This is a genomic window from Microcoleus sp. A003_D6 (assembly GCF_036702825.1).
Lineage (GTDB): Bacteria > Cyanobacteriota > Cyanobacteriia > Cyanobacteriales > Microcoleaceae > Microcoleus.
This window is the reverse complement of the sequence record NZ_JAUBWA010000062.1, coordinates 13,567-32,388: the sequence shown is the minus strand read 5'-3', so window position 1 is coordinate 32,388 and position 18,822 is coordinate 13,567. Positions and strand designations below refer to the sequence as shown.

Genomic DNA, 18,822 nt, shown 5'->3' with positions numbered 1-18,822 from the left:
TTAGAAACACGAAAATTTTATGTTGTCGAAGAGAATTTTGCCTTGTCTGGATGTGAAAGCCGGCCGCGTGGTCAAAGGTGTCAATTTTGTCAACCTTCAGGATGCTGGCGATCCGGTAGAAATGGCTCAGGTATACAACGATGCGGGTGCCGACGAGTTGGTGTTTCTGGACATTACGGCGACTCACGAAGACCGGGACATTATGATTGATGTGGTGTATCGGACTGCCGATCGAGTTTTTATCCCTTTGACTGTGGGCGGCGGCATCCAATCCTTAGACACGATCAGAAGTTTGTTGAGGGCGGGTGCAGATAAGGTAAGTATTAATTCAGCGGCGGTGCGCGATCCGGGTTTGATTGACAAAGCGAGCGATCGATTTGGCAATCAGTGCATTGTAGTGGCGATCGACGCCCGCAAACGGCAAGATGCAGACAATCCCGGTTGGGACGTGTACGTGCGCGGAGGGCGAGAAAATACCGGCAAAGATGCGATCGCCTGGGCCAAGGAAGCCGAACAGCGCGGTGCCGGCGAAATTCTGGTGACAAGCATGGACTCTGACGGCACTCAAGCCGGTTACGACTTGGAATTAACCCGAAGCATCGCCGAAATTGTCGAAATTCCCGTCATTGCTTCCGGCGGCGCCGGCAACTGTCACCACATCTACGAAGCCGTGACAGAGGGCAAAGCAGAAGCCGCACTGCTGGCTTCCCTGCTGCATTACGGGCAACTGAGTGTAGGAGAAATTAAGACTTATTTAGCAAAATATCAAGTTCCGGTGCGGCAGCAGCAGCCATTAGTCATTAGTCGTTAGTCAGTGGACAGTCGAGCACATCTCATATCTTGCAACATTTTCAACAAACCGCTCTGGGGGTTCGCTCAAGCGCCCTCTCACATAGGAGACAGGCTAAATCCACCCGCCCCCACCCCGCGAGAAAACCCGTTACTGACATTGGTGGCGTTATGTGAGGCGCATCTGAAGGCACTTATTGTAAAATTTTTTTGATTGTACACGAGTGCCTTCTACATAACTTTCTTGGGGCAACCCGCGCCAGTCATCTAGAAATATTCCCTGAGAAGGATTTCAAATACCAGCTTTTTCAGCTAAATATAATATGTTAGCTCAATTTGCAAGAGAACAACGGTTGCTCTTCTCAAACTTGAGTTAAAGATTGTGCAGAATTTGAGTGAGCTTCAGGCTGTGAACAATCTCAGCGATCGAAAATTGTAAAAACGGAGAATTTTTGTATGTCTTTTATCACCTTTAACTTTCCTGCAAAGCGTTTAGTACGCACTTTAATAGCTGTTTGTTTTTGTGCCTTGATGTTTGTTTCTAATGCTTTCCCGGCTTTTGCCGTTACCAGCAGCCCTACCAAAGGTGAAGATAAACTTTTGGGGATTGAGGAAAAAGCTCAAAAAGTTGCCGGGGAAAAACCGATGTCTCTCGAAGAAACTCAAGACAAAGCGAGCAAAGGGCCCAACGAAGTTCAGGGAGACGCTGACATTGATAAAATGAAAAATCCTTCTAACACAAGCGCTACATCCTTTGAGCAACAAGTCAAAAAGGCTGTCGGCAACATCAAAAACTAACTCTGCGCGCAGTTGTCAGTATCAAAGAGTAGGGACACGGCGATGCGGTGTCCCTACAAATGTCTGGGTAGAGACGCCATTGCCGCGTCCCTACCCAGATATTTTATGTTTTAAATTTAGCTCTAGTTTTCAGAATTGGTATCAGATTGAATAAAAAAGTGGAAAAGACTTGGCATCTTTCGGCTTTACGAACACTCTTTGCTGTGGCTGTAACTGCAATTGGTCAAACTTTTCTCTCGTCAAATTAGCGTTTACTACTTGACCGTCATCTAAGGTTAATTCTACCTGGATTTCCCATCCCAAATGAATTAAGCGACTGATTCTGGCCGGCACTGTTGCACTATTTTCTGTAGTTTCAATTACTACGTCGTGAGGGCGCAAGAAAATCTCTGGGTTGGCTGAGTCAAATCCGTTGTCTTGAAACATTCTCGAACTGCTGGGCAAGACATTGACTGGGCCGATAAAACTCATCACGAAGGGACTCGCTGGATGGTCGTAAATTTCTGCGGGTGTGCCTACTTGTTCGATTTTACCTTTATTCATTACTGTAATTCGATCGGCAACTTCCATCGCTTCTTCTTGGTCGTGCGTCACGAAGACTGTGGTAACGTGTACTTCGTCGTGCAGCCTGCGCAACCAAGCGCGCAAATCTTTGCGAACTTTGGCATCGAGAGCTCCAAAAGGTTCGTCTAGCAGCAACACTTTCGGTTCCACCGCGAGGGCTCTGGCGAGGGCAACCCGCTGCCGCTGGCCTCCTGAAAGTTGCGACGGGTATCTATCGCCCAATCCTCCCAATTGCACTAAATTCAACAATTCTTCTACCCGCGATTTGACTTTGGCGGGCGCAGTTTTCTGAATTTCCATGCCGAATGCGATGTTTTTTCGCACTGTCATGTGCTTGAATAGCGCGTAGTGCTGAAACACAAATCCAATATTGCGGTCTTGGACGCTAGTATTTGTGGCATCTTGGCCTGTCAGCCAGATTTTGCCGGAGTCGGGCATTTCTAAACCTGCAATCAGCCGCAGCAGCGTAGACTTGCCGGAACCAGATGGGCCCAGCAATGCGACTAGGGAACCGGATTCAATCTGCAAGCTGACTCGATCGAGTGCTTGGAAACTGCCAAACTGTTTTGATACGTTTTCTACAACTATCATATAGTCATTATTCAGTAGTCATTAGTCAGTAGTCAGTAGAAAGAGGGAAGAATCCCAATCTGCTGTTTGTGGATGAATTAAGGTAAGTTTTTTATAGCACGATCGCACATCCGTTTGTTAATTTTAGGGTTTTGGCGAGCCGTCGGTCGATTTTAGATTTTAGATTTTAGATTTTAGATTTACTCCACAGAGGAATCTGGAAGATTGAAGTTTGGTCTAAAATTTTGGGTTCTCCAGGAAAGGAGTCGGGGCTTTGTATCCGTTTTTGGGCGGGGGTCAAACACCGGAAAATTAACAAAAATGCACATCCCGAACAAAAAAACACAATTCTTTATCACCAAAGTTGGCGTTTGGTACTACAATGCAGCAAAAGTTCAAGCGTTTTTGACTTCAACGGCTGAGGGGATAAAGGAAAATGGGAGATGTTGGACGTGTGCCTGTAGGAATTATCGGCGCTTCAGGGTACGGCGGCGTGCAACTTGTGCGACTGCTGGCGGACCACCCGGCGGCTGAAGTAGTTTATTTGGGCGGGGATAGCAGTGCAGGAAAACCTTATTCCAGCCTTTATCCGCACCTGACTAACTGCATTGATTTGACAGTCGAGGCGATCGACCTAGATAAAATAGCGGCAAAATGTGAAGTTGTGTTTCTGTCGCTGCCGAACGGTTTAGCTTGCCAAATGGCACCGACGCTGATTGAAGGCGGCTGCAAAGTCTTGGATTTGTCGGCTGACTACAGATTTGAAAATCTGGAAACTTACAAAGCTTGGTACGGGGGCGAGCGATCGGACTCTGCTTTAGCTGCAACCGCTGTTTACGGTTTGCCGGAATTGTACCGCGATCGAATTAAAAACGCTCAATTAGTAGGCTGTGCCGGCTGCTACGTCACTGCTAGTTTATTAGCGCTGGCACCTTTGCTCAAACAAGGTCTCATCGTGCCAGAAACAGCAATTATCGACGCCAAATCCGGTGCTTCTGGAGGGGGCCGCAAAGCCGAAATTAATCTCTTGTTGGCTGAAGCAGAGGGTTCTCTGGGCGCTTACGGCGTTGGCCGCCACCGCCACACGCCTGAAATCGAGCAAATTTGCAGCGATTTAGCCGGACAAGATATCAAAGTCCAATTTACTCCCCACCTAATTCCGATGGTGCGGGGAATTCTGGCAACTGTTTACTCAACTCTGCGCGATCCGGGGTTGGTGCGGGAAGATTTGATCACTATTTTCAGTGCTTTTTACCGCAATTGTCCTTGGGTAAAAGTGTTGCCCGCTGGGGTTTATCCGCAAACAAAATGGGCTTGCGGCACGAATCTTTGTTTTATCGGCGTGGAAGTCGATCCGCGCACTGACAGGGTAATTGTGATGTCGGCGATCGACAATTTAATTAAGGGACAAGCCGGTCAAGGCATCCAGTGCATGAACTTGATGATGGGCTGGGAAGAAACTTTGGGTTTGCCGCAATTGGCTTTCTATCCTTAATTATTGGGCATGGGGCATGGGGCATGGGTAATTGGTAAGGGGTGGGGGCGGGTTTACGAGGTTGTTGGTTTTAGGCAATTATTTCTGGTAAAACCCGCCCCTACAGGATGTAAATTCCCGGTTCTCGATGCCCTATGCCCGATGCCCCATGCCCGATTACCAAGTGTTATTTTGGCCCGTAACCGATCGAGCCTGCATAAATTGCCCGATCGCCCAATTCGTCCTCAATCCGCAATAAACGGTTATATTTGGCAACTCGTTCGCTGCGACACAGAGAACCAGTCTTGATTTGGCCGGCGCGAGTCGCTACCGCTAAATCGGCAATTGTGGTATCTTCAGTTTCACCGGAACGGTGGCTGATGACCGATCGATAGCTGTTCCGTTTGCCCAGGTCGATCGTATCCAAAGTCTCAGTCAAAGAACCAATTTGATTCAGCTTAATCAAAATCGAATTGCTAGCCTTCAAATCAATCCCTTTTTGCAGCCGCGTGCGATTAGTAACAAACAAATCGTCGCCCACCAACTGAACTTTGCTGCCCATTTTTTGCGTCAGCGCTACCCAACTGTCCCAATCGTCTTCGTGCAAACCATCTTCAATCGAAACGATCGGATATTGTCCCACCAAACCATCTAAATAATCGATTAATTCTGCCGGCGAATGAGCCACACCGTCGTAAGTGTACTGTCCATCTTTGTAAAATTCGCTAGCAGCAACATCCAAAGCCAAAGCAACTTGTTCCCCAGGCTTGTAACCAGCTTTTTCAATTGCCATCATCAACAAATCCAAAGCTTCCTGATTGGAACCCAAATTAGGAGCAAAACCGCCTTCATCCCCAACACCAGTCAGCAAATTTTTGTCTTTTAAGACTTTAGCTAGACTAGCAAATACTTCTGCTCCCCAGCGCAAAGCTTCCTTAAAAGAAGGTGCTCCCACCGGTACAATCATAAACTCTTGAATGTCTACGTTGTTGTCGGCGTGGGCGCCACCGTTGATGACGTTCATCAAAGGCACGGGTAAAACGTTAGCTAAGGGCCCGCCCAAATACCGATAAAGGGGGAGTCCTAAAGTCTCGGCAGCCGCCTTTGCTGTGGCCAAGGAGACTCCGAGAATGGCATTTGCGCCGAGGTTGGATTTATTGGGGGAACCGTCCAAGTCAATCATGGTTTGGTCTACCAGTGCTTGGTCGATCGCATCGAGATTAGCCAAAGCGGGGGCAATTTTGTGCTCGACGTTAGCGACGGCTTTTAGGACTCCTTTGCCACCATAACGGCTTTTGTCGTCGTCGCGGAGTTCGTGGGCTTCAAAAGAGCCTGTAGACGCGCCGCTGGGCACTTGTGCGAGTCCGACAACACCGTTGGCTAGGTAAACTTCCGCTTCGATGGTGGGGCGGCCGCGGGAGTCGAGGATTTCTCTGGCCTGAATGGATTCGATCGCAGTGTCTAGCATATTAACGATTCCTGACTTAAATCAAGGTTTCATGACAATTAGCATTCAGTTGGTTTTCCCACGCTGACTGCTAACGGGTAATAGAGTACGCGATCCCCAGAATTATTGCTCCACAGTTCAAAATATTTGCGGATTTGGGCAGTTTGGTGTCAATAAGCTATACTTGTTGCAGAACAACCGGGGGCAATTTTGATAGTAATTTAATTTTTTTCACCGCAAATTCACACAGATTTTCTAATTGCAACCTTTGTTAAAATCAGAATGTCAACAAAGTCAATCAAAAAAGGAGAAAGTTATGATGTCAGAAACAACTCTCGGAGAAATTAGAGCGTTAGCTGAAAACTCCGACCCAATTATTGCCGATCCCCCCAACATTAGATTGCTAACTGGGCCATTAAATCCTGGTAGCGATCCCAACTTTTTTGACCTTACTGCGAACGACGATATAGTTCAACTCGCAAATGGAATCCTCCGCAACACTCCCGGAGGTTTGCGGGCCTTAGACGGCAACGATTTTGTCAGAGGTTCCGGTGCTGCGGAACTGATTAACGGCAACAGCGGCACAGATACTTTAATCGGAGGTTGCGGTGCCGACACTATTCGCGGCGGTCAAGATTTTGACATACTTTACGGAGAATGCGGCAACGATTTAGTCAGCGGCAATCAAGGCGATGATGTCGCCTATGGAGGCACGGGAAATGACTTTGTGCGAGGCGGCCAAGGCAATGATGCTTTAGTCGGAGACAGCGGTAATGATACTCTGATTGGTGATGTTGGAATTGACAGACTTTGGGGCAAAGAAGGCGCAGATTTGTTTGTCCTCAAAAGAGAAACGGGAGCAACTTCGCGACAATTTGGTTCAGACGGGCCCCCTCCAACTGGGACTTTTCCTTTGAGTACAGAAGAAGTGCCAGCAGATTTTATTCTCGATTACAATCCGGCCCAAGGAGATGTAATTGGATTGGCGGGAGGGCTGACGCGAAACGATATTGTCTTGACCGAAAGGTTTGCAACAATTGGCGATGCGAGAAGTTACGATAGCAACGGGCCTATTCCTCCGGGAACGATTATAACTACTGAGTTTAGATTCTTAAACATTAAAGCGACGGTGATTCGCGAAGCTAGTACCGGCAATATCTTGGGTTTGGTGAAAGATGTTTCACCGAGTCAAATTCAGTTTACCTCTGTGTCTGACGGGGCGATCGCCCTAGGATAACCCCAACCCGTAAGGTGCGCATTGCGCACCCTACCATATTAGACCTCTTGCAAAAATCGTTTCATCAATTGATGGGACGGGCTCTCCGGCCCGTCCCACAAGAGTTATTTTTTCTTGTGGGATGGGCCGGAGAGCCCGTCCTAATTATTTTTGCAAGAGGTCTATTTAAGATTGCCAAAAATCCGCCACATCATATCCCATTTCGCTGAGCATTTGCCGCAGCAGAGGTAAGCTCAAACCGATAACATTAGTATGACAGCCTTCGATTTTTTCCACAAAAAAACCGCCTTTTCCTTCCAGAGCAAAACAGCCGGCACATTGCAGCGGTTCCCCGGTGGCGACGTAAGCAGCAATTTGACGGGAGGTAACTTCCGCAAAATGAACTTTTGTAACTTGACAGCGAACGAGCGATCGCGACCTTGCCTCATCAAAGTTCAAGTTATCGAATCTAGTATCAATTAAAGCATGACCCGTATATAATTCGCCAACCTTACCGCGCATTTTCTGCCAGCGCGAAATTGCTTCTTGGGCATCCTTCGGTTTGCCGTGAATTTCGCCATCTACGAGCAAAATTGAATCGCATCCCAGCACCAAACAAGATGTGGGATTGGGGATTTGCGGGTGAGAATTAGCCAGCAAAAACTTAGCTACAGCGTCAGCTTTTCCCTCGGCTAAAATCTGCACCAATTTAGTGGCATCCCTCATTTGTATTTGCCCTTCATCAAAGTCGCTGGGGCAAATCACAGCTTGAATGCCAGCATTTTTTAGCAGTTTGCTGCGCGCCGGAGAAGCTGAAGCTAATACAAAAGTTGGAGTTTTCATAAGTTAAGAAGTCAGTTGACAGTTGACAGTTGACAGTTGACAGTTATTATTTGTTATTGGTTATTTGTTTTACCAATAACCTTCCAGGCTCTGCCTCCAATGCCCAATGCCCAATGCCCAATGCCTCATTCCCAATTACTTTTTAAACCTAATAAACAGAGAAAGATTTAACGACTTTCTCAAAAGCTTCTTTTACCTTGGGCCAGCGTTCTTCGGTAGTGGACACGTTAAGCGTAAAAAGTTTGCCGCGGCTGATGGCTACGCTGGCTAAGTTGTGCCGTTGTTGGTTTGGAAGTTTGACGGCGTATTCTAAAATGTAATAGTTTTTCGATCGCGATTCGCGAGCTTCTGCATTGACTAATTCAGCTTCGCGGCCGGAATCAGCCGGGGCGATAGCACTTTTGCTGAGCTTGTATCCCACATCCGTCGGAGTTCCCAAATCCGCCAGAGTTTTGTCATTGGGGACTGGACTGATGACCACGCTGACGTTTTCGGTTTGCTGAATCAAATCGCGGAACACCACATCGGGCCCGTTAGAAACCGCGATCGGCAGCCAGCCGTTAGGATAGAGGAATTGATAGCCGTCGCCAGTATCAACGTAGCTTTTGAGTCCGGTGACTTTAGACACGCAACCTGTCAAGGTGAGGCTTAGAACCACCAGAAGTATTGCCGCAATTCGTTTGAGCATTATTTTTCTATCGGGTTACGGTGAAAGATTTGATTCTAATTATCTCACCAAACCTTACCCCTAAAAATAGTTAAGCTATGGATTGCAGTTTACGTATCGCCTGCTACCCATAGCCGTCCAGTTTAATTGTAAAAAAATCATTGCAGGTTGGTGAGCCAGGTAATCAGTCCGTGTTTGGTGGAAACTTCTAAAGCCAATAGAGAAACAAAGCCAATCATGGCAAGGCGGCCGTTTAAGCGTTCGGCGTAGGGGGTAAAGCCGGTGCGGGGTTCGTCATCGATGTATACTGGCGGCTCGATCGCAAAATTGTTCATTTTCCCTTGGTCGTCCAGCATTAAGCCTCTGTTAGTCATTTTGGTCTCCTAAATTGCTTTTGGTTTACTGTAAATAAATGTAACAGACTTGTGAAGATATGTAAAGGATTGTGAGAAATTTTTTTTAAAGACCCCGATCGGACTGTGGACAGTAGACTCTGGGCCCCGGAGGGGGGAGGATAGAGTAGAGAGGCACAAAAGTCGATGGTGTGTGGCAAATCCAGTCTGGGTTTGACGAAAATTGTGGAACGGAGGAAAAAGTTATGCGGGCCAGTCTGGAAATGCGGTGGTTTTATAGCGGTGCGCTGCCAAAATCGATCGGTCAATGGTTTGGAAGCGACAGTCTCGGAGGGTATCTTTCACCTCCCGAAGAGCGGGAAGACATATATTTGCTAATACCTGGCTGCGACTACTTGGGAGTAAAACTGCGCGGGAAAAATTTACAGGTAAAATGGCGGCAGGCAGAATTGGGGGCGATGCAGTTCGGCAACCGCTGGGAAGGCAAAGCCGAGAAATGGCTGAAGTGGATTTGTGCCGACACGATGGCGCCGGTGTCGGCGGATATTCTGGCGACAGGAAAGTGGGTGGGAGTCAAGAAAAAGCGAGCGCAGCGTCTTTACCAAGTTTCTGCCCCTGGTGCGCTAATATCTGTTCCTGTCGAAGCACCAATTCCCCAAGGCTGTATTGTAGAAATTACTCAGTTAAATATTAACGGCAGCGCGTGGTGGACTTTGGGATTTGAAGCCTTTGGCAGCGAAAGTTTTTTGACGGAAAGTCTGGAAACAGTAGCTAGTTGGACTAGCAAGAGCTATCAGGCGCAAAAGTTGAAAGCTGAGGATTCTTCTGCTTATCCGATTTGGCTGGCTGGGAAGTAAGGAGAGGGGGAGAGTGTCTGAGTAGGAGAGGGGGAGAGGGGGAGAGGGGGAGAGGGGAGAATTTGAAACTTTTCTCCAGAACTCTTTTTTTGAATATTTGAATCAGGCTTCAGATACTTGAGTTAAAAACTCCAAACTATCCCATTCTGATTCATTTACGCTGAACATTTCTCTACATAGCTCCCATTCTCCCATTCTCCCATTCTCCCATTCTCCCATTCTCCCATTCTCCCCCTCTCCCATTCTCCCATTCTCCCCCTCTCCCATTCTCCCATTCTCCCTCTCCCCCTCTCCCATTCTCCCCCTCTCCCATTCTCCCCCTCTCCCCCTCTCCCATTCTCCTACTCAGACACTCTCCCTCTCTCCCATTCTCCCGACTCGATCGGCACTTCTCAGAATTTGACAAGCCAAGATAGCCGCCCCAAACCCGTTATCAATATTCACCACACCCACACCAGCCGCACAAGAATTGAGCATAGTTAAAAGAGGAGCAATCCCGCCAAAACTTGCGCCGTAACCTACACTCGTCGGCACAGCAATCACCGGACAATCTGCCAAACCCGCCACCACACTCGCCAAAGCACCTTCCATACCCGCAACCGCAATCAACACATCAGCATCGGCAATAACGTGCCGGTTGCTCAGCAAGCGGTGAATCCCGGCAACTCCGACATCCCACAAACGCCGCACCTGAAAACCGCAAAGTTCGGCAGTAACTGCCGCCTCTTCGGCTACAGGCAAATCCGCCGTTCCCGCACTGATAATAGTTACAGTACCCGGATGCTGCAAAGTTGGGGAAGTAGCAGAAATTGCACAAATTCGAGCCTTTTGGTAGTAGCACAAATCGGGTATTTTTTGATGCAATTGCTCGAAAACGAACGGTTCAATTCGCGTCGCCATCACCGCAGGATTTCGCCCGCGCATCGCCTCGATAATCTCAACAATTTGATCTGGCGTTTTCCCCGGGCCCCAGATGACTTCAGGAAAACCGGTTCTTAATGTGCGGTGGTGGTCAATTTTTGCAAAATCACCCACTTGTTCAAAGTCAAAATGCTTTAATTTATTCAAAGCGGTGAGGGGACTAATATCCCCAGCCGCAACAGATTCAAGTAATTTTTGTAAGATTTCAGGTTCCATAAACTAATAACTAATGACTGCTGACTAATGACCAATGACCAATGACCAATGACTAATAACTAATGACTAATAACTAATGACCAATGACCAATGACCAATGACCAATGACCAATGACCAATGACTAATAACTATTCTGCAATTTTCAGCTCGTACAAATTCCAGAAAGCACCGCCGAGGGCACTGTAGCGAATTCCCGAAATGCGATCGCGCACCGCCTCAAAAGTCAGCGGATTCACCATATAAATAAAAGGCACTTGTTCCGCTATAATCTTCTGCGTCTCCCCATAAAGTTCCTTGCGCTTCGCCTCATCAAGCTCCTGGGAAGCTTTCACGTAAAGGTCATCGATTTTCTGCTCCCAGTCGTAAACTTCCCAACCCTTAATCGGCGGTTCTCCGGCTTGCGGGCCCTGGTTAAAACTGTGCAAAGTCCCATTTACCGACCAAATATTGTAGCCGCTGTGCGGTTCAGTACCTCCCGTAAAACCGCCGAGGTAAGTATCCCAATTCCGCGTCAACCGCAGCTTTTCCACATAAGTGTTAAAACTCAGGAACTGCGTATCAATTTGCATCCCCAGTTTGCCCAAATCTTGCTTAATTTGCGTTCCCATTTGTTCCCGAACTTTTTTACCCGCAGCCATCAACAAAGTAAATCGGACTTTGTTGCCCTCCGCATCCAATAATTGACCCTCACTATTATATTTGAAACCAGCACTTAACAGCAACTCTTTGGCTTTTTGCAGATCGTAACTGTAAGTTTTCAATCCCTGTTCTGGGGAAAGGTAGAATGGACTTTGCGCCGGAATTGGGGAATGCAGCGGCGCGCCAAGTCCGCGATAGATATTGTTAGTCATGGAGTCGCGATTGATGCCGTAGGCGATCGCCTGCCGAAATTCCTTACTCGCGAACCAGCGAGACTTAACCGGGTCTACAAACGGCTGATTTTGAGCGTTGCGGCCCTTATTCAGATTGAAACACATAAACACGCTGCCAGTGTCCGGGCCGCCGTTAAACACAGTATATTTGCCGCGTTTTTCCTCCCGTTTCAGCAGCGGAAACACTTCCGGCTGCACGTCCAGAGTATCCAAATCGCCCGACCGAAAATTCAGCAGTTGATTGTCAGTATTTTCGATAATTTGCCAAACAATTTGCTGGATATAAGGCTGAAGATTTCCCTCCGTATCTTTGCGCCAAAAATACGGATTTTTTTCCAAAACAACGCGCTGATTAGGAGTATAGCTCAGCATTCGATATTGACCGTTGCCGACAATCTTTTTAGGGTCAGTATCCGTACCCCAAGTAGCCAGGAATTTAGGTTTGCCATCGGCATCTGTATTGTCTACAGATTCCTGTAAAATATGAGCTGGTAAAATTGGGATTCCCCCAGCATATCTAATAAAAGGAGCAAAGGGTTCTGCAACGGAAAATTGAACGCGGCGGCTGTCAATTTTTTTAACTTTTGGGAATTGGCGACTCATCCCAACCCTCAGAGTATCTTTCAAACCGCTAGGGATTTTGTCATTGAAATAAATTTTTTCATAGCTGAAGATAATGTCATCAGTAGTCATCGGTTCGCCGTCCGACCATTTCAAACCCTCTCGCAGGGTGAAGACAATCTTTTTGCCATCTTTAGAAACTTCCCAGGACTCGGCTAAACCGGGTTCTAGCTGCGATGTCAAGCCGTTTTCGTTGATCAATCCCTCGTACATATAGCCAAAAACGCTGTATGCAGATTGATTTAGGGGGTAGTTGAAGGTGGCCGGGCCGCTGGGGGTGGGAACGATGAGTCTGTTTACTAAGTTCGATCGGGCTGGAGTGCACGCAGACAGAGTTATAGTGGCAATTGCAGCCAGTAAAATTACGAGCGATCGTAGTCTTGAATGTAACATCATAGAAATTTTCATAATTTTTAACTATACCATTTCCGTGCAACTAAGACTGAGACTGTAGCCAACCGAGAAAATCTTCCGTGACCGAGAAATACTTCATTATTCCTACTTCCCGCAAAGCATCTCGAACTTTCGGCAGACCAAATTCTTTTGTATTATTGCTCAAAAATACCTTGACTTCATTAGGATGTAACTGTGCGTGGTTCAAGATGCAGTGGAGAATTAAATTATCTGTCGGGTCTTCTTCAATAAAAATTGAATTCAAACTTTCTCGAAGTATGCCTGCTGTTAATGGGAGCATTTCTATCTTTATAGCCAACAAATCAAGAGCAGCAAAAAGACGTGCATTAATATCATTGAGCAACACCTCATTCTCATTGAGAGATTCCTCTAAGTGGAAGACAATAGACTGGGCAGAGGGTGAAGTTTTATCTCGCTTTAGCTGACTGATTTGTTTTTCCATTTCACCTAAAAAACGGTTTCGTCGCTTGATTTCGTCTTCTAAAGCCGAAAGTGATTCCATGCAGCAAATACTTGGTATTGCTATGTTGACTGATGTCGGTACACTCACCAACAAGTTGTTAGCGTCTGGATCGCGTCCCGTAGCAATGCTCATCAGAAAGTTAGTCTCGATATATAAAATTGCCACCAATTTCTACCCCTGATTTTGTCGTCCCACCTGCTAGCAGCGGCAGCAAGCCGATTTTTGCTATCTGTTCTGACGCGGTGGGAATCTCAGACTTCCAATTATAAGCTAAGTCGCGCAGCCATGCTTCAACCAGTCTAGTTAGGTATCGCTTAAATATCCGTTTTCTGCCAAATTCCGGCTCATAATAGCGAAGTATTTCACCAGTGTTTAGAGAGCAAACAGGCTCCGATAAATTTTCGCCGTCCCATTTGAAAATCAGAATTTGTTCGGTGTCAACAAACATAGCATAGGGAATGATGGTGCGTTGCTCGGACATCTTCGCTAACGCTGCTTTCATCCAAGATATCATGTAGTCAGCAATCTTCTGCTTTGCTGCTTGTTCTTGAGCTTGAATATTTTTGACTTCAATGAGCACGACTACCCGATCGTCCTTATCGAGAGCGATGATGTCAACGTCGATCGGCATTTCGATTTCCAAGTTTTCGGCGAGCATAAATTCGACTCCTAATTAAGTAGAAAATCTTCATAACCTGACAACTATTTTAGCACTAACAAAACTACTGCGTAAGCTGCGATTCCTTCTTCTCTCCCAACGGGGCCTAGCTTTTCGTTGGTGGTAGCTTTGATGCCGATTTGGTCTGGGTTTACTTTTAGGACGGAAGAGAGCCGATCGCGCATTTGCTCAATATGCGGTTTCAGCTTTGGACGTTCCGCCACCACCACCGAATCAATATTGCCGATTTCCCAGCCTTTATCTAATATTAACTGATTGACTTGTGCCAGCAATACGAGACTATCAGCACCTTTCCATTTCGGGTCAGTCGGCGGGAAATACAGCCCGATATCTCCTAAGCTGAGAGCTCCGAGCATCGCGTCCATGATAGCGTGGGTCAGTACGTCTGCGTCGCTGTGTCCTAATAAGCCTAATTCGTGGGGAATTTGGACGCCGCCGAGGATGAGGGGGCGTTCTGGAACTAAGCAGTGAATGTCGTAACCGTTGCCGATGCGGATGTTCATGTAAAATTTAGGTTTTGGAAGTATATAGAAAGACAATTATTTCATATTTGTGCGGATATAAGTGAAAAAGTATGGTCTTAATTGACGGACTGTGTGGGAATTGCGAGAAAGACGTACAGATGTTGGTTGGTCAATCAGTGTTTGACAAAAAAGTTGTCTGGCATCTATGTTATGACTGCCCTCATTGCGGGGAGGCCATCGAGTTAGATGATAATGATGCTATGCCTAACGAAATGAGAGAAAAGATTTTAGCAAAAGAAGGGACTTGGAACTTGATTGTATTGGAAAAAGAACAACGTGCAACAGTTGTCACAAAAATTCTGCGTGAGGCTATGTCGTTGTCCTTAGCTGAAGCTATGAAACTAAAAAAGAAGATGCCTGGTTCTGTTTTTATCGGAACTAAATCTGAGACCGCTCGACTAAAACAGCTTTTAGCTGCTGAAGGTTTGAAAGCTTCAATCAGCAGAAGTGTTACAACAATCGGCGTTGTCGATCAAATTGGGCTATGAGTTTGCCCGATAAATCATATGGGATAACTTCTCCTTTCGCCCTTTCTCCTATTCTCCCCTTTCCTCCAACCACCGATCGTACAAATCCAGCCGGCGCGATCGAGTTCTTTCAATTTGCTGTTCCCTGCGCCAGCGAGCAATTTCCGCGTGATTACCAGACAGCAACACGTCGGGCACCTTCAATCCTCGAAAATCCGCCGGTCGAGTGTACTGCGGATAATCCAAAAGTCCGTCCTCAAAACTCTCAAACTTCAGCGAATCTTCCTTCGCCACAGTTCCCCGCAGCAATCGCAAAACCCCATTAATTAAAGCCAAAGCCGGAATTTCGCCCCCCGTGAGCACAAAATCCCCCAAAGACACCTCGCGAGTTACCAAGTGCAGCACTCGATCGTCCACACCCTCATAATGACCGCAAATCAACACCAACTGATCGCGATCGGCGGCCAACTCCCGAAACATCGGCTGCTGCATCGGTTCCCCCTGGGGAGTCAGCAAAATCACCTCCCGCCGCGGCAAAACCGGCAGCGACTCCACCGCAGCAAAAATCGGTTCCGGCTTCATCAGCATCCCCACTCCGCCCCCGTAAGGCTCGTCATCGACTCGCTGGTGCTTGTCTGTGGTAAAATTGCGGGGATTGACAAAATTCACCTCAGCAATCTTTTTAGCTAAGGCTTTGCCCATCAGTCCCGATTCTAGGGGAGCCCGGAAAAATTCTGGAAATAAGGTAACTACGTCAAAGCGCACAATTATTGGAATTTATTGATACATCACCTCTAGTTTGACCCTTAGAGGGAGTTCAGCTTTCAGTAATTGCTTTATTCTTTATAATTTCTTATAATCTCTGAGCATTTTTGCAATTTAAATTCTATTCCTTTGTCGGCGGGTCGGTTTTGTACAAAAATAATCTGTTCTCAGGACACCGGCTGCTTTGTAAACTCGCCCCCAAACAACTGCTCGATCGCGCGATCGGCGATCGCACCTCACTCGCACAAAAAAATATTCACTCTTAAAAAGCTCCATTCTACCCACAGTCACGGCAAAATTGAATTTCACATCCACCAGAGGAAGACAAACCATGCAGCAGTTGACATCTCAAGCCCTTGAACACAATCTTCCCCAGCGCACAAAAACCTCGATTATGGTCATCGGGGGAGCCGAAGACAAAGTTCACGGACGAGAGATTCTGAACACCTTTTTTTGCCGTGCTGGGGGTGCAAACGCTCGGCTGGCGATCGTTCCCTGCGCTTCGCGAGATCCCGAAGGAATTAGCAACCGCTACCGCACCATATTTGACGAAATGGGCGTTAGCGCCGTCAAAGTAGTGGACATCCGCGAACGCGAACAAGCCGAAAACCCCGTCTGGAAAGATTACTTAGAAGATTGTACGGGCGTATTCATCACAGGCGGCGACCAACTGAGGCTCTGCGGGCTGCTGGCGGACACCCCGCTGATGGAGAAAATTCGCAAAGAAACTCTCGAAGGCAAGATTACCCTCGCCGGCACCAGCGCGGGTGCTGCGGTGATGGGATATCACATGATTGCCGGCGGCGGGAGCGGGGCATCACCGAACCGCTCTTTAGTAGACATGGCAAACGGACTTAACATTATTCCTGAGATCATCGTAGACCAGCATTTTCACAACCGCAACCGCATGGCTCGCTTGCTGTCGGCTGTGGCAAGCCATCCCGATCGCATCGCTATTGGTATTGACGAAGACACCTGCGCCTTGTTTGAGGGAGACGATACTATGAAAATTCTCGGTAAAGGCACTGTGACTATTGTTGATTCTAGGGAAAATTTTTATACCAATGAGTCTGTGGTAGGAGCGACAGAACCCTTAAGTCTGTTCAATATGCGCTTGCACGTCCTGTGTCACGGAGATTGCTACAATATGCCCCTAGGTAAACCGATGGCATCGGCAGCGTGTGCGGAGTCGGGCTGGCCCTCGGAATGCCGCACAACCAACTAATGCACAACATCTCTTGTCATTGATTCGGGAGAAATTATGTGGCATTCGGGCCGAATCAAGGATGCAACAATAAAATAGATTTTGAAGCAGCCACTGGCTGACGCCAGAAGGCAGAATCACACCAAATTCTACCTTCTGCCTTCTAGTTTGTATCTGTAGTTGTTTCTAGCCGATCGCGCGCGGTCTGAATTTTAAACGCTGGTGGTCTATAACTGGAAATTCAATGCCAAACTGTTCGCAGCGAACAGTAGATCGAGTCATCAAGCTCGAAATTGAATAAATGATCCAATTATTTATAAGATTGCGCGACCCATACCCGTGTAACTGCCGTAAATAACCCACCGAAGCATCGGAGTACCGATTGTGGCGGTGGCATTGAAAGAAGCCGAGAGTTTACCAGACTAAGGTAGTAAAACCTACGTTAGAAGTAAGTGTTTAAGTTCTTACCTTGGAGAGTGCTCCCGTCCCAAGCTCTAAAACTCAAAGGTTCAACAAATCTCAAAATAAGGGTTAAGCCAGTGCGTTTGAGATAATACCGACATTTAACTAAGGCGCAAGCTAAAATCACTTGAGAAATCAGAGTCCGAGAAATCTCCACGCGCGAAACGCCCCGCCCTTGGTGGCTCATTCCTGAACAATATCGACAGCCTCTATCCTGTAATGCCAGCAGGTATGCCAGAAAGAATTACCACTTTTGGGGCGCAAAAGGTTTTTTACCGAAAAAATGGGTTTAAAGCCCCGTTCTTCTAGGACGGCTTTATATTTTATCAAACGTCCTGACGATTAGTAAAGATGCCCTATAATAGGGCAGGAGGACTTCAGCAAATGTTAAACCTAACCTACGAATTCAAGCTTAAACCAACAGCAAAGCAAGTAGCCATATTTGAAGACTGGCTAGAACAATGCCGTCGTGTGTATAACTACGCATTGGCAGAACGCAAAGACTGGTTTAAGTCTCGTAGCTGTCAGATTAACGCTTGCTCAATCCGTTCTGAATATATCATTCCCGCTGATACACCCCGTCCCACTTATGCTAGTCAGTGTAATGCGCTAACTGCATATAGAAAGACTAGCGACGCATTGCAGTCCGTACAATCGCAAGTATTGCAACAAACACTAAAAAGGCTGGAAAAAGCTTTTGTTAGTATGTGGGAACAAAACCACGGCTTCCCTCGCTTTAAAAAAGCAGGAAATATGCGCTCGTTTGTATTCCCACAACTGGGGGTTAACCCAGTTCACGATCGAGGAGTAAAGCTCCCTAAGATTGGTTTGGTCAAATTCCATCAATCACGTTCTATTCCCGATGGTGCAAGGGTCAAGCAAGCAAGGATAGTTCGTAGAGTCAGTGGTTGGTATGTGATGCTAATCTTGCAATGGGAAGTATCGATTCCGAGCATCTTGCCTCACGGTGAAGGGTTGGGAATAGATGTCGGTTTAACTAATTTTATCGCAACGTCTAACGGGCTTTTAGTCAAACGCCAGCGGTTTTTTATTGACGCGCAACGCAAGCTTAAATTGCTGCAACAGCGTGTTAGTCGAAAACAGCTTGGCTCAAACAATTGGAAAAGAGCTTCGGAAAAAGTTGCCAAACTGCACGAATACATAGCCAACAGTCGTAAGGATTGGCACTGGAAATTAGCGGATCAAATCTGTCAAGATGCAGGCACGATTTTCGTTGAAGATTTAAACCTAGTCGGATTGTCTAAAGCAATGCTAGGCAAGCATTGTTTGGATGCAGGATGGGGGCAATTCTTCACGATTCTCGAACAAGCCTGTTTTAAACGTGGTGTATATTTCCAAAAAGTTAGCGCCCACAAAACAAGTCAGATTTGCCCTAATTGCGGTGTTGAAACAGGCAAAAAACAATTGTCAGAGCGTGTGCATTCATGCTCAAATTGCGGCTATACAACTGATAGAGACGTAGCAGCCGCGCAAGTAGTTCTAATTAGAGGACTTGCAGCCGTAGGGCATACGGTCAAGATGCTTGGTGAGGATAAATTCGTCGGAATCCCCGCGACCCAAGAATCTTCGCCCTTATAGGGCGGAGAGTGTCAAGAAGAATCTGTAATGCAGCAT

Annotated in this window: 20 protein-coding genes; 8 read left to right on the top strand and 12 right to left on the bottom strand. The window is 47.0% G+C overall.

Features of this window, described 5'->3' with window-relative positions:
• Window positions 1-19: 19 nt before the first annotated feature.
• Both hisF and QUB70_RS18105 read left to right on the top strand, forming a co-directional pair.
• On the top strand, window positions 20-811 hold the full coding sequence (hisF, locus tag QUB70_RS18110) for an imidazole glycerol phosphate synthase subunit HisF (RefSeq protein WP_332982427.1): 792 nt from the start codon (window positions 20-22) through the stop codon (window positions 809-811).
• Between the two features lie 434 nt (window positions 812-1,245).
• Window positions 1,246-1,587, top strand: coding sequence for a low temperature-induced protein (locus tag QUB70_RS18105; protein WP_332982426.1), 342 nt, complete (start codon window positions 1,246-1,248; stop codon window positions 1,585-1,587).
• A 141-nt stretch (window positions 1,588-1,728) separates the two neighbouring features.
• Here the strand turns inward: QUB70_RS18105 and QUB70_RS18100 are convergent, their stop codons facing one another.
• Window positions 1,729-2,742, bottom strand: coding sequence for a sulfate/molybdate ABC transporter ATP-binding protein (locus QUB70_RS18100; RefSeq protein WP_332982424.1), 1,014 nt, complete (start codon window positions 2,740-2,742; stop codon window positions 1,729-1,731).
• Window positions 2,743-3,157: 415 nt separating this feature from the next.
• Here QUB70_RS18100 and argC point away from each other — a divergent pair, with 415 nt between their 5' ends.
• On the top strand, window positions 3,158-4,216 hold the full coding sequence (argC, locus tag QUB70_RS18095; RefSeq protein ID WP_332982423.1) for an N-acetyl-gamma-glutamyl-phosphate reductase: 1,059 nt from the start codon (window positions 3,158-3,160) through the stop codon (window positions 4,214-4,216).
• Between the two features lie 166 nt (window positions 4,217-4,382).
• Here argC and eno read toward each other — a convergent pair whose 3' ends face one another.
• A complete protein-coding gene (gene eno / locus QUB70_RS18090; protein WP_332982422.1) occupies window positions 4,383-5,663 on the bottom strand; it encodes a phosphopyruvate hydratase in 1,281 nt (426 codons plus the stop codon).
• 295 nt (window positions 5,664-5,958) lie between these two features.
• Between eno and QUB70_RS18085 the strand changes: the two genes are divergently transcribed.
• Complete coding sequence (locus tag QUB70_RS18085; RefSeq protein WP_332982420.1) at window positions 5,959-6,879, top strand: calcium-binding protein; 921 nt, start codon at window positions 5,959-5,961, stop codon at window positions 6,877-6,879.
• A 165-nt stretch (window positions 6,880-7,044) separates the two neighbouring features.
• Here QUB70_RS18085 and QUB70_RS18080 read toward each other — a convergent pair whose 3' ends face one another.
• The 3 genes from QUB70_RS18080 to QUB70_RS18070 all read right to left on the bottom strand — a co-directional run bounded on the left by QUB70_RS18080 (window position 7,045) and on the right by QUB70_RS18070 (window position 8,742).
• Complete coding sequence (locus QUB70_RS18080) at window positions 7,045-7,701, bottom strand: Maf family protein (RefSeq protein ID WP_332982418.1); 657 nt, start codon at window positions 7,699-7,701, stop codon at window positions 7,045-7,047.
• A 148-nt stretch (window positions 7,702-7,849) separates the two neighbouring features.
• Window positions 7,850-8,389, bottom strand: coding sequence for a photosystem II reaction center PsbP (gene psbP, locus QUB70_RS18075; protein ID WP_332982415.1), 540 nt, complete (start codon window positions 8,387-8,389; stop codon window positions 7,850-7,852).
• Window positions 8,390-8,526: 137 nt separating this feature from the next.
• Window positions 8,527-8,742: a high light inducible protein gene (locus QUB70_RS18070; protein WP_332982413.1), complete on the bottom strand. Its 216-nt coding sequence runs from the start codon at window positions 8,740-8,742 to the stop codon at window positions 8,527-8,529.
• Window positions 8,743-8,912: 170 nt separating this feature from the next.
• Here QUB70_RS18070 and QUB70_RS18065 point away from each other — a divergent pair, with 170 nt between their 5' ends.
• Window positions 8,913-9,578: a hypothetical protein gene (locus tag QUB70_RS18065; protein ID WP_332982411.1), complete on the top strand. Its 666-nt coding sequence runs from the start codon at window positions 8,913-8,915 to the stop codon at window positions 9,576-9,578.
• A gap of 102 nt (window positions 9,579-9,680) precedes the next feature.
• Here the strand turns inward: QUB70_RS18065 and QUB70_RS18060 are convergent, their stop codons facing one another.
• The 6 genes from QUB70_RS18060 to ispF form a co-directional block, all read right to left on the bottom strand.
• Window positions 9,681-9,845 (bottom strand): hypothetical protein, encoded by a 165-nt coding sequence (locus tag QUB70_RS18060; protein ID WP_332982409.1) that lies wholly within the window; start codon window positions 9,843-9,845, stop codon window positions 9,681-9,683.
• Window positions 9,846-9,923: 78 nt separating this feature from the next.
• The gene (gene larB, locus QUB70_RS18055; protein ID WP_332982406.1) at window positions 9,924-10,715 is read right to left on the bottom strand and encodes a nickel pincer cofactor biosynthesis protein LarB; all 792 of its coding nucleotides are present in this window, start codon (window positions 10,713-10,715) and stop codon (window positions 9,924-9,926) included.
• A 129-nt stretch (window positions 10,716-10,844) separates the two neighbouring features.
• Window positions 10,845-12,605: an ABC transporter substrate-binding protein gene (locus QUB70_RS18050; RefSeq protein ID WP_332982404.1), complete on the bottom strand. Its 1,761-nt coding sequence runs from the start codon at window positions 12,603-12,605 to the stop codon at window positions 10,845-10,847.
• 40 nt (window positions 12,606-12,645) lie between these two features.
• Entirely contained in the window at window positions 12,646-13,251 is a 606-nt protein-coding gene (locus QUB70_RS18045) for a PIN domain-containing protein (RefSeq protein WP_332982402.1), read from the bottom strand.
• On the bottom strand, window positions 13,226-13,744 hold the full coding sequence (locus QUB70_RS18040; protein ID WP_332982401.1) for a hypothetical protein: 519 nt from the start codon (window positions 13,742-13,744) through the stop codon (window positions 13,226-13,228). The genes QUB70_RS18045 and QUB70_RS18040 overlap by 26 nt, the downstream gene beginning before the upstream one ends.
• A 44-nt stretch (window positions 13,745-13,788) precedes the next feature.
• Complete coding sequence (gene ispF, locus QUB70_RS18035; RefSeq protein ID WP_332982398.1) at window positions 13,789-14,268, bottom strand: 2-C-methyl-D-erythritol 2,4-cyclodiphosphate synthase; 480 nt, start codon at window positions 14,266-14,268, stop codon at window positions 13,789-13,791.
• Between the two features lie 71 nt (window positions 14,269-14,339).
• Between ispF and QUB70_RS18030 the strand changes: the two genes are divergently transcribed.
• Window positions 14,340-14,777 (top strand): hypothetical protein, encoded by a 438-nt coding sequence (locus QUB70_RS18030; protein WP_332982397.1) that lies wholly within the window; start codon window positions 14,340-14,342, stop codon window positions 14,775-14,777.
• A gap of 48 nt (window positions 14,778-14,825) precedes the next feature.
• On the opposite strand, the gene trmD is transcribed toward QUB70_RS18030, so the two are convergent.
• A complete protein-coding gene (trmD, locus tag QUB70_RS18025) occupies window positions 14,826-15,521 on the bottom strand; it encodes a tRNA (guanosine(37)-N1)-methyltransferase TrmD (protein WP_332982396.1) in 696 nt (231 codons plus the stop codon).
• A 331-nt stretch (window positions 15,522-15,852) separates the two neighbouring features.
• On the opposite strand from trmD, the gene QUB70_RS18020 reads away from it, so the two are divergent.
• Both QUB70_RS18020 and QUB70_RS18015 read left to right on the top strand, forming a co-directional pair.
• Window positions 15,853-16,746, top strand: coding sequence for a cyanophycinase (locus tag QUB70_RS18020; protein WP_332982393.1), 894 nt, complete (start codon window positions 15,853-15,855; stop codon window positions 16,744-16,746).
• Between the two features lie 825 nt (window positions 16,747-17,571).
• Window positions 17,572-18,786 carry an RNA-guided endonuclease InsQ/TnpB family protein gene (locus tag QUB70_RS18015; RefSeq protein ID WP_332982391.1) on the top strand — a complete coding sequence of 405 codons (1,215 nt, stop codon included), beginning with the start codon at window positions 17,572-17,574 and terminating at the stop codon, window positions 18,784-18,786.
• Window positions 18,787-18,822 lie beyond the last annotated feature (36 nt).